The 14,036-nt window shown below is 48.6% G+C and carries 12 protein-coding genes; 8 read left to right on the top strand and 4 right to left on the bottom strand.

The window, feature by feature from the left end; translation table 11 throughout:
- Positions 1–17 precede the first annotated feature (17 nt).
- The 5 genes from CEQ32_RS19085 (at position 18) to CEQ32_RS19065 (ending at position 6,349) form a co-directional block, all read left to right on the top strand.
- Positions 18–749 carry an SDR family oxidoreductase gene (locus tag CEQ32_RS19085; protein WP_055648049.1) on the top strand — a complete coding sequence of 244 codons (732 nt, stop codon included), beginning with the start codon at positions 18–20 and terminating at the stop codon, positions 747–749.
- A 493-nt stretch (positions 750–1,242) separates the two neighbouring features.
- Positions 1,243–1,572 (top strand): c-type cytochrome, encoded by a 330-nt coding sequence (locus CEQ32_RS19080; RefSeq protein WP_011718452.1) that lies wholly within the window; start codon positions 1,243–1,245, stop codon positions 1,570–1,572.
- A gap of 178 nt (positions 1,573–1,750) precedes the next feature.
- Positions 1,751–3,481 (top strand): DUF3373 domain-containing protein, encoded by a 1,731-nt coding sequence (locus CEQ32_RS19075; RefSeq protein WP_055648050.1) that lies wholly within the window; start codon positions 1,751–1,753, stop codon positions 3,479–3,481.
- A 47-nt stretch (positions 3,482–3,528) separates the two neighbouring features.
- Complete coding sequence (locus CEQ32_RS19070; RefSeq protein ID WP_055648051.1) at positions 3,529–4,917, top strand: tetrathionate reductase family octaheme c-type cytochrome; 1,389 nt, start codon at positions 3,529–3,531, stop codon at positions 4,915–4,917.
- A 271-nt stretch (positions 4,918–5,188) separates the two neighbouring features.
- Positions 5,189–6,349, top strand: coding sequence for a putative sulfate/molybdate transporter (locus CEQ32_RS19065; protein ID WP_055648052.1), 1,161 nt, complete (start codon positions 5,189–5,191; stop codon positions 6,347–6,349).
- 60 nt (positions 6,350–6,409) lie between these two features.
- Here the strand turns inward: CEQ32_RS19065 and CEQ32_RS19060 are convergent, their stop codons facing one another.
- Genes CEQ32_RS19060 through CEQ32_RS19050 form a run of 3 tightly spaced genes read right to left on the bottom strand, consistent with a single transcriptional unit; the run spans position 6,410 to position 9,191 of the window.
- Complete coding sequence (locus CEQ32_RS19060; RefSeq protein WP_088586606.1) at positions 6,410–7,414, bottom strand: polysaccharide deacetylase family protein; 1,005 nt, start codon at positions 7,412–7,414, stop codon at positions 6,410–6,412.
- Positions 7,411–8,055 carry an ester cyclase gene (locus CEQ32_RS19055; protein WP_055648054.1) on the bottom strand — a complete coding sequence of 215 codons (645 nt, stop codon included), beginning with the start codon at positions 8,053–8,055 and terminating at the stop codon, positions 7,411–7,413. The genes CEQ32_RS19060 and CEQ32_RS19055 overlap by 4 nt, the downstream gene beginning before the upstream one ends.
- On the bottom strand, positions 8,055–9,191 hold the full coding sequence (locus tag CEQ32_RS19050) for an alkene reductase (protein ID WP_055648055.1): 1,137 nt from the start codon (positions 9,189–9,191) through the stop codon (positions 8,055–8,057). The genes CEQ32_RS19055 and CEQ32_RS19050 overlap by 1 nt, the downstream gene beginning before the upstream one ends.
- Before the next feature lie 111 nt (positions 9,192–9,302).
- On the opposite strand from CEQ32_RS19050, the gene CEQ32_RS19045 reads away from it, so the two are divergent.
- Positions 9,303–10,214 carry a LysR family transcriptional regulator gene (locus CEQ32_RS19045; protein ID WP_055648056.1) on the top strand — a complete coding sequence of 304 codons (912 nt, stop codon included), beginning with the start codon at positions 9,303–9,305 and terminating at the stop codon, positions 10,212–10,214.
- A 78-nt stretch (positions 10,215–10,292) separates the two neighbouring features.
- Here the strand turns inward: CEQ32_RS19045 and CEQ32_RS19040 are convergent, their stop codons facing one another.
- Positions 10,293–12,098, bottom strand: a complete 1,806-nt coding sequence (locus CEQ32_RS19040) for a sensor histidine kinase (protein WP_088586605.1) — start codon at positions 12,096–12,098, stop codon at positions 10,293–10,295.
- A 208-nt stretch (positions 12,099–12,306) separates the two neighbouring features.
- On the opposite strand from CEQ32_RS19040, the gene CEQ32_RS19035 reads away from it, so the two are divergent.
- Positions 12,307–12,909 (top strand): response regulator transcription factor, encoded by a 603-nt coding sequence (locus tag CEQ32_RS19035; protein ID WP_055648057.1) that lies wholly within the window; start codon positions 12,307–12,309, stop codon positions 12,907–12,909.
- Between the two features lie 424 nt (positions 12,910–13,333).
- Positions 13,334–13,921: a type II secretion system protein gene (locus tag CEQ32_RS19030; protein WP_047540133.1), complete on the top strand. Its 588-nt coding sequence runs from the start codon at positions 13,334–13,336 to the stop codon at positions 13,919–13,921.
- Positions 13,922–14,036 lie beyond the last annotated feature (115 nt).

Here is a 14,036-nt window from a genome sequence, read left to right as displayed (position 1 = left end):
AAAGATAGGAAACTCAAATGACAAAGCCCACTAAATCCCTCGTTGTGATCACAGGCGCTTCATCTGGTATTGGCGCAGCTATCGCTAAAAGTTTTAGTGCTGCCGGACACCCACTCTTACTGTTAGCGCGCCGAGTCGAGGCAATGCAAGCCCTTGCTTTACCAAACAGTTTATCTATCAGTGTTGATGTAACCGATGCAGACGCTATCAAGGCGGCGATTAATCAAGCGGAAGCACAGTTTGGCTCTGTGGGTTGCCTAATCAACAACGCAGGCGTCATGTTGCTTGGGCAAATCGATACCCAAGATCCTAACGAGTGGAGCCGTATGCTCAATATCAATGTAATGGGCGTGCTCAATGGTATCCATGCAGTTTTAGCCGGAATGAAGGCGCGCAAAACGGGCACCATTATCAACATCAGCTCAGTGGCGGGACGTAAGACCTTCCCCAACCATGCGGCTTATTGCGCGACTAAATTTGCCGTGCATGCCTTAACCGAAAACATCCGCGAAGAAGTGGCAATGGACGATGTACGCCTAATCACTATTGCACCGGGAGCGGTCGAGACAGAACTCTTAAGCCACACCACGGATGATGCTATCAAAGCGGGTTACCATGATTGGAAAACACAAATGGGCGGGGTGATTGCCCCCGAAAACGTTGCCGCAGCAGCATTATTTGCTTGGCAACAACCGCAAAATGTGTGTGTGCGTGAGATAGTGTTAGCGCCGACACGCCAGCAACCTTAAGCGACTTACTTGGCGCGACCTCGCCAGAATCATGGGTGAAACGCAGTGTGCGAGTGCCGCTGCGTTAAAAAATTTAAAACTCAGTCAAGCGTTATCAACACCTAGTAGGCAAAATCTCCCCCTCCATAAAGCGAAAATGGAGCTAAATCATTTCGAACAACTACTTTAGATATTGCAAATTTTACAAAGTGTTAACTCGATCACTATCCATTTTCAGACCTTTACAACCTTAAATCCACTCTATTACACAAAACACTAATTTAGCTGTAAAAACAACCTGTTGTTTTTGAAAATGTAAATATCTGTCAAAGTCACTCCCTCATCAGTCAATTAGATTTTTATCAATGAAATTTTTATCAATTAGATTTTTTTAATGGAAGTGATATACCTCAAATAAACATCCCATCACCTTTGATAAATTTATTCACAAGGTGGAAGCAATAGCCACATTCCACCAACAAAGTCATGTGAATGACAATTAAGAAAGGATGAGATGATGAAAACTTCAACTAAGATCGCAATTGCCGTCGCACTAATTAGCAGCTTAGGCCTCCAAGCCTATGCCGCCGAAGGGGGTAATCCTAAAAAAGGGAAACACCTCTATAAAAAAGAATGTAAAGCCTGCCATAGCCAAGGTGGTGAAGGTGGCGAGCTAACCCCAATGAGCAAAACCATGAGCCAATGGGATCGCTTCTTCGACAAAGATAAACACAAACTCAAACCTGAGGTATTCAACGGCCTCACCGAGCAAGATCTCAAAGATATACAGCAATTCCTGTATGACCATGCCGCCGACTCGGAGCAACCGCAAACCTGCGGTTAATTGCTGCTAAGCCTAAATCAAAGGGATAACCGCAGGCCTGCAACTGCAAGTTAACCCATTGAAATAAAATCCAAGCCCAATAAGAGAAAAATGGGGAGCACACCTCAGGGCCTCCTGTTGGGTAAATTTGGCACAGAGCCTTGAGCCAGTGCCAGCGGAACACTCAGGGAGAAACCCTATGCGTACACGTACACTCATTTCGATATTGGTTGCTAATGCGCTGTTTATGTCCGGCCAAACCTTTGCCGCAGCCAACGAAACGCCAGCCGACACCCAAAAAATGGCCGAGCTGAAACAACAGCTTGCCGATATCACCGAACAGCTCGATGAACTCAATAGCCGCGTCGATAAAACCGAACGCCACACCTCGTTAGACCGCCTTGAAATCACCGGAGATTTTAGAACCAAGGCCCACTCACTGCATTACCGCGATGTTGTTTGGAACCCCGCCATTAAGGTGGACTTTAATGACTTTGGCGCCAAGGCCATGTCCGGCGCCTTTGGGATGCCAAACGATCCTAACTCACCACTCGGCCAGATGATGCAAGCCAACCCAGACCTTGCCGCCGCCTTTCAAAATGGCATGTTACAGGGCGTGATGCCCTATGTACTCGCGCAGCAACATATCCAAGATATTGATAACGATATCTTTTACACCACTCGCCTGCGGTTAAATCTTAAGGCCAAGGTATGGGATAACGTCAGCTTTGCCGGTCGTCTGAGCATGTACAAAAACTGGGGCGACTCCACCGGCGTACAAGTGTTCGACTCTTGGCGCTCATTCACAATGGATGGCACCAGCAGCGGCAATACCAGTGGTGACTGGCTGCGGGTCGAGCGCGCCTATTTCGACTGGAAAAACATCAACGGCTCCGAGTTTTACCTCTCCATTGGCCGCCGCCCATCCACCTATGGCCCACCAAGCCACTACCGTGAAAACGAACTGCGTGGCGGCACGCCTTCAGGCCATTTAGTTAACTTTAACTTCGACGGTGCCACCTTAGGCTACAACCTAGGGGAAATCACTGGCGTTGAGGGGCAAGTGGTTCGCTTCTGTTATGGCCAAGGCTTTGAATCCCAATGGGGTAATGGCGAAATGTTTGGCGATATCGTTACCAAAGATACTCACCTCGGCGGCTTTAATATCGATGCCATTAACGATGGCACTAACTTCCTGCAATTTACCCTGTTTGGTGCCAAAGACGTGAACGACGGCTTTAAAGGCACAATGGCCTTCCCGACCCAACTGGCGGGGATTTTTGCCCCCACCATGTACCAGGATATGCAAAAGTTTGACAACTTTAACTTTGTCACCCGAGTACAACCTAGCGGCGTCATTGGTGATATGTACCTTGGCGGCATTGGCTTTGCGCGGGAAGAAGCTAACGATATCAAATGGTTTGCGTCACTGGGTTGGACGCGCGCAGAGCCAAATGGCAATGCCGGCATGTTCGGCGGCATGTTATCCGATGCGGTGTTTGAAGCGGAACTCAACAGCACTGGGACCGAAATCATCATGGTGCCGAAAACCAGCGATGATACCGAGACCAAAGATGGTTATGGCATCTATGTGGGTATTCAAATCCCCGCGCCCTACGGCAAGTTTGGCTTGGAATATAACTATGGTTCCGAATACTGGACGCCCTTCACCCAAGCTCAAGATGACCCTATTGGCAGCAAGTTAGCCACCCGTGGCCACGTTGGCGAAGCCTATTACATCTTTGATATCAATCCCAAGATGTTTATCAAACTGGCCGGACTCTACTACGACTACGAATACACAGGTAGCGGCACGCCTGTGGGCGCACCACAAAAAATCGATGACGTGTTAGCGGGCTCAGCCTACTCAATGCTGCCTGTGGTAGATAAGGCCTTCGATGTGAACGCCTCACTGACTATTAACTTCTAACCTAGACGCCATTCAGCCCTCGGTATCGCCGAGGGCAGGAGTACAGAATGAAAAAACTCATTGTTATTGCCTTGGCGGGTATAGCGTTGCAAGCGCAGGCCGCTAATCCCCATAAAGACGTCCTTAAAGGCCCCTTCGCAACCGGTTCTGAGGTCACGACTAAGTGTTTAACCTGCCACGAAGAACAAGCCACAGATATGATGAAAACCTCCCACTGGACATGGGAATTAGAACAAAAGCTCCCCGATAGAACCGTATTACGCGGTAAGAAAAACAGTATCAATAACTTCTGTGTGTCAATTTCCAGCAACGAGCCTCGCTGCACTAGCTGTCACGCAGGCTATGGCTGGAAGGACAACACTTTTGACTTTAAAGACAAAACTAAAGTGGACTGTCTTGTCTGCCACGACACCACAGGTACCTATGTGAAAGACCCCGCTGGTGCAGGCGAGCCTATGGCTAAACTCGATCTGGTGAAGATCGCGCAAAACGTGGGTGAACCCGTGCGGGATAACTGCGGTAGCTGCCATTTCTATGGTGGCGGTGGTGATGCGGTCAAGCACGGGGATCTCGACTCTTCTATGGCCTATCCCGATAAAGCCACCGATGTGCACATGGACAGCGACGGCAATAACTTCCAATGCCAAAACTGTCATACCACTGAAAAACATAAAATTTCGGGTAATGCTATGGGGGTATCTCCAGGTGGTATCGACCATATAGGTTGTGAGAACTGCCACGATAGCGCGCCGCACAGCAACAAAAAGCTCAATACCCATACCGCAACCGTGGCCTGCCAAACCTGCCATATTCCATTCTTCGCTAAGAATGAGCCAACCAAGATGCACTGGGATTGGTCAACTGCGGGCGATGATAAACCTGAGACCGTAGATCAATACGGCAAACACACCTATCAGAAGAAAAAGGGTGACTTTGTGTGGGAAAAAATGGTCAAGCCACAGTACGCTTGGTACAACGGCACGGCTAACGCTTATATGGCGGGGGACAAGATGGACCCGAAAGTCGTCACCAAGCTGACCTACCCTATGGGCGACATTAACGACGCTAAAGCCAAGATTTATCCCTTTAAGGTACATACAGGTAAGCAGATTTACGACAAAAAACTCAATATCTTTATCACCCCGAAAACCTACGGCAAAGGCGGATATTGGAGCGAGTTTGATTGGAATTTAGCGGCGAAACTGGGCATGGAGGTTAACACCACCATGATTGAAAAAGGCATCAAATACAGTGGTGAATATGACTTTGCTGCCACCGAAATGTGGTGGCGGATCAACCACATGGTCTCACCAAAAGAACAAGCACTTAATTGTAATGACTGCCACAACAAAGGCACTCGCCTCGATTGGCAAGCCTTGGGCTATCAAGGCGACCCGATGAAAAACAAACAAGGCCCTAAACACAAACAACAATAATTGTACTGACTCGCTGAAAGCCTATCCGAGGCTAAAGCGATTATCGCTCCCCTGCAACCTTCGAGAGCTGATGCCGTTGGCTAAGCTCTCTTTTTTATCAGCTATACTCTGCCAACAAAGACAAATCGGCACAGAGAAAAAACAATACTGTCCCAGTTTGTCTCAACCAATTGGCGTGGAAAGGAGTTTGGCTCTGTTTATAAGTCAAATCAACTGATTTTTATGGCATTTATTTTGCCTAAGCAGGCAATGTTCAATTGTGGCAACCTCTATGACCGCGGGCAAAACCCCAACACAGCACCCCACTCAACCGCTCAACCGTTTACTCGGTGAAACCAGCGGTGCATTCGCCGACCTAGGCACATTTTTACCTTTAGTCTTGGGCTTAATTGCCCTAAACCAATTTTCGCCCCAAGGGATATTTTTAGGCTTTGGCCTATTCGCCATCTTAAGCGCCTTATTTTATCGCCGTCCGATCCCCGTCCAGCCCATGAAGGTCATCGCCGCCCTTGTGATCGCCCAAGGCTTAACGCCAGGGATGCTCCAAGCCAGTGCCATGCTGATGGGTATCATACTGTTAATGTTAGCGTTTAGTGGCGCCATCACTTGGCTTGCCAAGCAATTATCCCAAGCAGTGAGTGTGGGGATTCAATTAGCGATTGGTCTGCAATTGATGTGGATGGGCACTAAGATGATGAGTGACTTTTGGTTGCTCGGACTCGGCGCGTTTGCCTTGCTGTTTGTGAGTAAATTCTTACCATTGCGTTACCTTGCCATGCCACTCGTTATCGCAGCTGGGATGTTGTGGCAAGCCAACAGCCAAACCGAAATAACTAGCAGCCTGACGATTCCCGCCTTAAGCGCCTCACTGCATTTAGCTTGGCCTAGCCTTAACGAGTGGAGTTCAGCAGCAATTTTACTGGTACTGCCACAGCTCGCCCTCACCTTAACCAATGCAGTGATAGCCACCTCGGCCATGGCGCAGGAAAAATTCCCCGAAGATGCCGCCAAACTCACGCCTAAAAACTTGGCCATTAGCTCTGGGCTGGCCAATTTGTTACTCGCGCCTTTTGGGGCGGCGGCCATGTGCCATGGCGCGGGAGGCCTTGCGGTGCAGTATCACTTTGGCGCGCGCACTCACCTCGCGCCATTAATCTTCGGTGGTACTTGTGTGGTGATTGCCCTGTTTTGGGATAGCCAAATTGCGTGGTTGCTCGGACTTATTCCTGTGGCGATTCTCGGCAGTTTGCTGTCCATCGGCGGTTTACAACTGGCGTGGTCAAAACGCCTAATCGATGGTAAGCCCTTCTGTATCTTTGTGATCTTATCTACCGCTGTGACCTGCCTAGCCATTAACGCCGCGGCAGGGCTTGCCGTGGGGATTCTTCTCGAGCAAGGTCGCCGCACTTGGGCCATGCTCGCGATGCGTTAAGCGCCAATATCCCCAAGAAAGTAAAAAACACAGCACATCCCTGTGCTGTGTTTTTATCTCTTAAAATGTTCTTGCAGGATTGGTTGGCGTATCCTTTTGCGCCAGCGCCCATTTAGCAATCGCATCCTTACGCATAAAACCCACTTTTGAGTGTTCTCTCGCGTATTGAATAAACTTGTCTAAGGCATTGGCAAGACCTGGCGTGCCCCCGATACGGTCATGCACACTAATCGACATCATCCGCCGCTGCGATGCTCCTTCCTGATAGAGCATATCGAATTCGTCTTTAAGCTCCTGTAAGAAGGCGGCAGCCGTCATCGCAGTGTTACCATCAAAGCGACCTATATCATTGTTGCGCAATGTATAAGGCACCACGGCAAACGGTTTACCCTGCACAGGGATAATTGAAGGTTCATCCCTTGATAAATCATCAATGTGATAGATAAAACCTAAGTCCTGCAGGATATTTAAGGTTTGGGTACTGTGGCGCATCCAAAATGCATTAAACCCGACAGGACGCTGACCAGTGATCTTTTCTAAGGTATTGATACTCTGGATATAAGAATCACGCTCCTGCGCTGGCGACATACTGTATTGCGGCATCCACATCTGCCCATGGCCTGAAATCTCATGGCCTTCATCCACCACTTGTTTAGCAAGTTGTGGATGTAATTCGGCGGCGCGGCCCACCATATGGGATGTCACCTGAATATTGTGCTTACGCCATATACGCAGCAAACGCGGTATCCCTTCATTCATCCCGTAGTCGTACCAACTGGGAGTAATCGTATCTGGGTAGCCTTTCTCCATTGGTGGAAACGGCCCTTCAGCGTTTTTATCCTGCGCGCCAGCCTCAAACTGCATGGATATCGAGATCACTAGTTGCTCGCCATTAGGCCAAAAACGCTTATTCATATTGCCTCCTACCGAAGTTTGAGTTTGATCATCGACCGCCACTAAGCTCGGAACTCCCATTGAAAAGGCTGACTGACTCAGCCCTACCCCTGCAATCAAAGCGCCGCCCGCCTGTAAACTGGTCTTTAAAAATTGTCGACGTTGATTCATGACTTCGCTCCTGTGGTCACAGCGTTAGAGGCAAGCTGGTTAAATAGCGTTTGATAATCCTCTAGATGCCAGTTATCAGTAATAAAACCCTCACGCACGCGGTACATATCTACGGCGCGAAAATCAATTTTTTGCCCTTGACCACGCTGTTCACCAAAGGTACCCGTAAAGTGGCCATTAAAACGGAAGCGCACAACCGCACGGTCACCGACCACCAGCAAGTGCTCAACGGTTACCGAGAGATCTGGCACCGCCGCCCTAAAGGTTTTAGAGGCGTCGAGCGGTCCGCTAATCCCCTGTGCACGACCTTCGGGCAAGGTGCGATCAATAAAACTGGTCGCTAATGCCCAGCGGGCAAATGTCGGGTCACCGGTATCCCAAAAACTAGCGTATAGCAAAGCGGCGTGGGCAATCGATTCAGCCTGTGGTGAACCATCACTGATCAGTTCCATTGCCGTCACCTTAGGGGTAAGGGCAGTTTTGACATCGACACTGGCTTGAGTAGAACCACCTTGAGCGGCAAACACCGTCATGCTAAGGCTGGCGAGCACAAAACCCAAAAGCGCTAAGCCGAGTAATCCTGAGCTCCACAAACCTACTTTTATCCAAGGAGAAACAGGGCAATAAATACGGTTTTGCATTATGCCACCTCATCATCACTAGAGCGGATGACGGCGCGCAGTGCCGCTTGATAGCTAGGATAATCGGTATAGCCCGCCGCACTGCCGCCAAATAATGGCCCCTTATCGAAGGGCGATAAGGGCAATTGATTGGCTAATCGATAAGGCAGATCGGGGTTAGCAATAAAGGCACGACCAAAGGCCACTAAGTCGGCATAACCTTTTTCGATAACCTCATTGGCACGCTCGACATCGTAACGCCCCGCCACAATAATGCTGCCTTTAAACACTTTGCGTAGCTCAATTCTGAAGGACTCAGGCACCTGTGGCGCATCGTCCCAATCGGCTTCAGACAAGTGCAAATACGCTACGCCCAACGCCGATAAGTGTTTGGCGGCCAACAGGATAGTATCGACAATCTCTGGGCAGGCCATATCCTTAAAGGTCACATAGGGTGCAAGGCGAACGCCCACTTTATCGGCACCAATCTGGGCACTTACCGCTTTAACGACTTCCAATAAAAACCGAATACGCTTCTCCGGCGTACCGCCGTAGGCGTCGGCTCTATGGTTAGAATTAGTCCGCAGGAATTGGTCAATGAGATAACCATTGCCGCCATGGATTTCGATGCCATCAAAACCCGCGGCAACGGCATTTGCCCCTGCGTTGGCAAAGTCGGCCACCACGCGGTCGATATCCGCTTGCGTCATTTCCCTCGGCTCGGGGCAATCTACCATTTGTCCCTCGGGATGCTCCTCATCAACGATCCATACCTTAGTACCAACAGGAGCAATCGCTGAAGGTGCAATCGGCGCTGCACCCTGCTGAAAAATCGGATGGGACACTCGGCCTACATGCCAGATTTGATTAAAGATTTTTCCACCCGCTTGATGCACCGCCGCAGTAACCTTTTTCCAGCCATCAATTTGCGCCTCGGTATAAACTCCAGGGGTAAAAGAATAGCCTTGGCTGTCGTCAGAAATTTGGGTCGCTTCGGTGATGATAAGCCCTGCTGACGCACGCTGGGCGTAATATTGCGCCATTAAATCATTAGGGATATTACCCGGTTGCGTGGTACGCGCCCTTGTCATCGGCGCCATAACAATACGATTTTGCAGTGTCAGTGCCGCTGACTCATAGGCTGTAAATAAACTCATATGCACTCCCGAACCATAAATGATGATTGAATATCTAGGTGCAATTGTGCATTAGTTAATCTATATTGATAATTAGCCTATTATTTAAATCATTTTCAAAAATATTTTGATATGTACCATATAAATGATCTGCAACTCGCCCTGCGTATCGCTGCGCTTGAAAGCCTGTCCGCCGCCAGTAAAGAAGTCGGCATGACGCCCGCAGCAGCGAGCGCGGCACTGCAACGGCTTGAAAAAAAGTTAGGATGCCAACTATTTGCGCGTTCAACTCGGCGGTTGCAACTCACGGAAGAAGGGCGAATATTTCTCGATGCAGCTAAACCAGCCCTTGCGTTACTCGAAACCGCTTCCGCTAATTTGGCCGAGCATAGGGGCGAGCTTAAGGGCGAAGTGCGCATTGCTCTGCCCTCGGACATTGGCCGCAGTCGGATCCGCAATTGGCTAGATGAGCTGATGGATAGCGCGCCTGAGCTGTCGATTCAGCTGTACTTTGGCGACCATATGACAGATCTCATCGATCAAAATATCCATTTAGCCCTGCGTTATGGCCAACTGGAAGATTCCAATCTAAAACGGCGCCAACTGTCGATGACGCCAAGGGTGCTCGTCGCCTCCCCCGCTTATCTTGCGCAATATGGTGAACCGCAAACACTGAACGAGTTGAGCCAACACCAAGTGTTGATCTTAAATCGTGGCGGCGAGCCATGGCAGAAATGGAAATTCAGCCATAATGGTGAAACCGTAGAGATTGAAGTAAGAGGAAAACGCTTTTGCAATGATGGCGCCGTTGTGCGCGATTGGGCACTGGCGGGGCGAGGTATAGCCTATAAAAGTTGGCTCGATGTGGCGCAGGATGTCACCGAAGGCAGACTACAGCTTATCCTAGCCGATAAACTCGCGCCTGCGGTGCCACTGCAATTAGTCTATCTACAAACCGACTATCCTAGCCATAAAATCCGCCGCACTATTGAATTTTTAGCCCAAAAACTGCTGCAATTTAGCCAAGAATATCCCGCGCCTTAAACGATAATTGGGCTTGATAAAAAGCAGCTTGCACCCGCAACTGAAGATAGATACTTAAAAACTCTGCGGCGATTCATTCTAGCCCCGAGGTAATATCACCGTCACCACACAGCCTTGCTGCCAAGGCAATGGCGTTTGTGTCGATTGCTTGCAGTTTTCAATCTCAATACTGCCGTGGTGACGGCTAACGACATCCTTACAAATCGCTAAACCTAATCCGAGCCCTGCATCTTTGGTAGAGGCAAAAGAGGCCATCAACTCATTAGCTTGCCCCTGTAAACCTTGGCCATTATCAATTACCAATACTTTGATTTCAGTGGGTTGATAGTGGATCTCAATCCTTAACTTACGTGCACGGTTATCCTCACATGCTTCCAGCGCATCGAGGCTATTTTTCACCAAATTGACCCACATTTGACTTAAGCCAACACTATCCCCCATCAATTCATAGGGACGACCTTGCACCTGTACGTCAACTTGTACCCCCGCTCGGTCTAATTCTCGGCGTAATAAGGCCAGTGCCTCTTTGACGACTAACGTCACATCCAGCGGTTCAGCCTTCGACTGACGGCGTTTAAGCAAGCCACGAATACGGTGCACAACCGCCCCAGCCCGTATCGATTGTGCGTTGATTTTACCCAAAATATCATAGAGCTCTGGGTTGTCCTGTCCCAGCCTTTCTAGCTGTATCATAGCGCCCTCACTGTATTGGGTTATCGCCGCAATCGGTTGATTTAGCTCATGGGCCAACCCGGCACCAATCTCCCCGAGAATCGCCGCACTTTGTAAGCGTTCTAACTGCAATGCCTTGTCTTTTAATTGCCGCTCAGTACTGACTAAAAACTCGCTCTTTTGGCGGAATTTATATTCGAGCCACAGGTGATAAATGGTCGACACAATAAAGATCAGCAGTAATACCCCACCCCACTCTTTATTTTTCTCCATCCATTTATACACGGTTTGATATAAGGGAGGTGATGCACCTTGCAGCTGTAATTCTTTAAATAATTCAATCACCTTTAGCTGGCTTACCGGCGCAGTCCAACCTAAAGTATCGGCGGTAATCGCCGCCACATGGTCTGGGGGCAGGTCAAACAAGGCGCGGGTGATTTGCATGGTGATCCGTGGCGAAACCGTATCCGCCGCCGCAAATGACCAATTAGGATAGAGTTGGGTGCTCACCTCGCAGTCATATCCAGGAGGATGGGTTGGATGAATGACACGATAGTCCGTCTTATTGATAAGCCCTGTTTCAATCATTTCCTCTAGGGTACAAAAAGGCGCAATGGCGGCATCGGCACTCCCATCGCGCACTTGATAGATCAGCGGCGCGAGGGGAAATCCTAAAAATCGCACTTGGCCAAAGAATTGCTCCGGTAAATAACCCATTTTATGCAGTAATCCCATCGCAGCCTGATAGCCGCCAAGTGCCTGCGGATCGCTAGCAACCACATTCTTACCGCGTAAATCCTGCAAGCTACGTATAGGGCTATCGGCACGCACAATAATGGTCGCGCCTATGGTGAAAGTGCTGCCCTGATGTTTACGGCTTTTCATGGTCGCGAGCCAAGAGAGGGGGAAATTATTACTCAAGTGCAGATACTGGCCGGGGTTAGTCACAATAAACTGCAATTCATTGCTCAGTAACTGGCTACGCATACCATTAAAGTCGACGGGCACTACTTCAAAACGGCTATTAGGGACGTTTTCGCTAAGGTAATCCATCATAGGCTGCCAGCGCTGTTTTGCCTGCAACACCCCATGATTCGCCAGCACTCCCACTTTAAATTCATGAACGGGAATGTCTTCATCGGCATAGGACAAATTAAGCATCATTACGCTCAATATGCAGCTCACGAGTATTGCCCTACACCAAGTTCTCATTGCTATCGCCTTGTCTTGTATGCTTTTGTATTCGGAGTACTTTATACACAAGGCCAAAATGATGCTGTGAATAACACCAAACTCTGGCATTCCCCCTAAAGTGATTTGACTAATTTAGTGATAAACCTCCCAAGACCTAGGCTTAAAATTGAGCCTACGACAAGGCAGGCTTAAGCTGATAAAGAGTCCCACCACCAAAAGGAAAACCATGTCCACTATGCTGCCGCTGTATTTAGTCGATGATGATGAAGCGATTCTCGACTCTTTAGGATTTATGCTCAGGCAATTTGGTTATCAAGTACAAACCTTTAGCAGTGGACGGGATTTTTTAGCCCAATGCCCGTTAACTCAAGCGGGATGCGTGATCTTAGATAGCCGAATGCCAGAGATCAGCTGCCAAGAAGTGCAGCAAAAGCTGCTTGAAACCCAAAGTCCATTAGGAGTGATTTTTCTCACTGGGCACGGTGATTTACCCATGGCATTAAGCGCTTTTCGTAAAGGCGCATGCGACTTTTTTCAAAAACCTGTGTCGGGTAAAGCCCTTGTACAAGCGATTGAAAAAGCACATAAAGAAAGCCAATCCAGCTTTGAGCAACAGAGTCTGCAGCAGAAATTTGCCCAACTGACTGAGCGCGAACAACAAGTATTAGCCCATGTGGTTCAAGGCATGACCAACAAACAGATCTCCGAAGCCATGTATTTATCCTTAAGAACCATCGAAGTGCATCGCGCAAAGATTATGAAAAAGCTTGAAGTGAACAATATGGCAGAGTTAGTACAACACTTAGGAAATCTAAATTCTGTTTTATAAATCAGTGACCAGCACGCTAAACAATCGCAATATATTCTCGCCACGCTTGTCACGATTAAACCGCTAATTCCATATAACTCAGACCATTTAGAATGCGCTGATGGCGACGTTTTCATCCAAACTGCGACAAGCTGTCGCAGTTTGCATCTTTGGCTTTGTATCAAACACCATTCACTGCCACACTCAAGTTAGGTTCTGTCATTTATGCTCCGTAGGCATTAACGATCCACTGCTTTTGAACCTTCCCCCGAGTACGGCCAGTGTCCTCGGGGATTTTTTTATCCCTACAAACCTCGCCTCGCCTCCCTAAATCCGAACAATCAATGTAGCATTGTTGTTAATTAAATTAATATCTATCAATAACTTAATGATAATTTTTCAAAATGAAGTTAGAATGCGACTATCTTGGCAACAGGTGAGCAGTATGAGTCGTTTACACACATCTAAGGGATTCACCCTAATCGAACTGGTGGTGGTTATCATCATTTTAGGCATTCTTGCTGTAGTCGCAGCCCCGCGCTTTATGAATCTAAGTCAAGATGCTCACGATACTCGGGCAAAAGCTGCTTTTGCTGCTTTTACCTCTGGCGTCAAGCTGTATCACAGTTGTTGGCTTGCGGGCGGACACTCGGGATATACCCAAAATCTCGCTTGCTATGGTGATGGCACTATCGACTCGACCACCACGGGCTTTCCACTCGGAAAAGACACGGCTCAAAGCAGCAGCCAAGGCACTCAATTACAAGGCGCTTACTGCGGAGAACTGTGGCAATCGTTACTCGATAATCAGGACTTTGTCCTTACCACACACACGGATTGGGAAACGCAACAAGCACCCAATATCGACATCGTCTACTGGTATAGCGGCGGCGCGATAAGTGATCCTAATACTTATTGTTACTTTAACTATGTGTCGGATGATCGCCGCCTTGGCAGCGAGAATTGGGAGCTAAAATACTATCCCCTCGATGGACGAACTGTTGTCGGCCGCTCCTCGTTATCTGCACCTTAACCCACCCAGCATATCCGCTTTCGCCACAGGGCATAAAATCAACAAAGTCCTGTGGCTTTTTTTGCAATAACTTGAATTCTGACTATCCATCCTATAGTGACTTTGTTTTCCTCCG

It is taken from the genome of Shewanella sp. FDAARGOS_354 (assembly GCF_002209245.2).
GTDB classification, from domain to species: Bacteria; Pseudomonadota; Gammaproteobacteria; order Enterobacterales; family Shewanellaceae; genus Shewanella; species Shewanella xiamenensis.
Note: the sequence above shows the minus strand (reverse complement) of the source record. Positions and strands in the feature narration are given on the sequence as shown.

Bases quoted from the DNA above. Each gene is read 5' to 3' on its own strand.
- CEQ32_RS19065 (WP_055648052.1), top strand. From the start codon at position 5,189: ATGACCGCGGGCAAAACCCCAACACAGCACCCCACTCAACCGCTCAAC.
- CEQ32_RS19085 (WP_055648049.1), top strand. From the start codon at position 18: ATGACAAAGCCCACTAAATCCCTCGTTGTGATCACAGGCGCTTCATCT.
- CEQ32_RS19070 (WP_055648051.1), top strand. From the start codon at position 3,529: ATGAAAAAACTCATTGTTATTGCCTTGGCGGGTATAGCGTTGCAAGCG.
- CEQ32_RS19045 (WP_055648056.1), top strand. From the start codon at position 9,303: ATGTACCATATAAATGATCTGCAACTCGCCCTGCGTATCGCTGCGCTT.
- CEQ32_RS19035 (WP_055648057.1), top strand. From the start codon at position 12,307: ATGTCCACTATGCTGCCGCTGTATTTAGTCGATGATGATGAAGCGATT.
- CEQ32_RS19075 (WP_055648050.1), top strand. From the start codon at position 1,751: ATGCGTACACGTACACTCATTTCGATATTGGTTGCTAATGCGCTGTTT.
- CEQ32_RS19050 (WP_055648055.1), bottom strand. From the start codon at position 9,191: ATGAGTTTATTTACAGCCTATGAGTCAGCGGCACTGACACTGCAAAAT.
- CEQ32_RS19060 (WP_088586606.1), bottom strand. From the start codon at position 7,414: ATGAATCAACGTCGACAATTTTTAAAGACCAGTTTACAGGCGGGCGGC.
- CEQ32_RS19030 (WP_047540133.1), top strand. From the start codon at position 13,334: ATGAGTCGTTTACACACATCTAAGGGATTCACCCTAATCGAACTGGTG.
- CEQ32_RS19055 (WP_055648054.1), bottom strand. From the start codon at position 8,055: ATGCAAAACCGTATTTATTGCCCTGTTTCTCCTTGGATAAAAGTAGGT.
- CEQ32_RS19040 (WP_088586605.1), bottom strand. From the start codon at position 12,098: ATGAGAACTTGGTGTAGGGCAATACTCGTGAGCTGCATATTGAGCGTA.
- CEQ32_RS19080 (WP_011718452.1), top strand. From the start codon at position 1,243: ATGATGAAAACTTCAACTAAGATCGCAATTGCCGTCGCACTAATTAGC.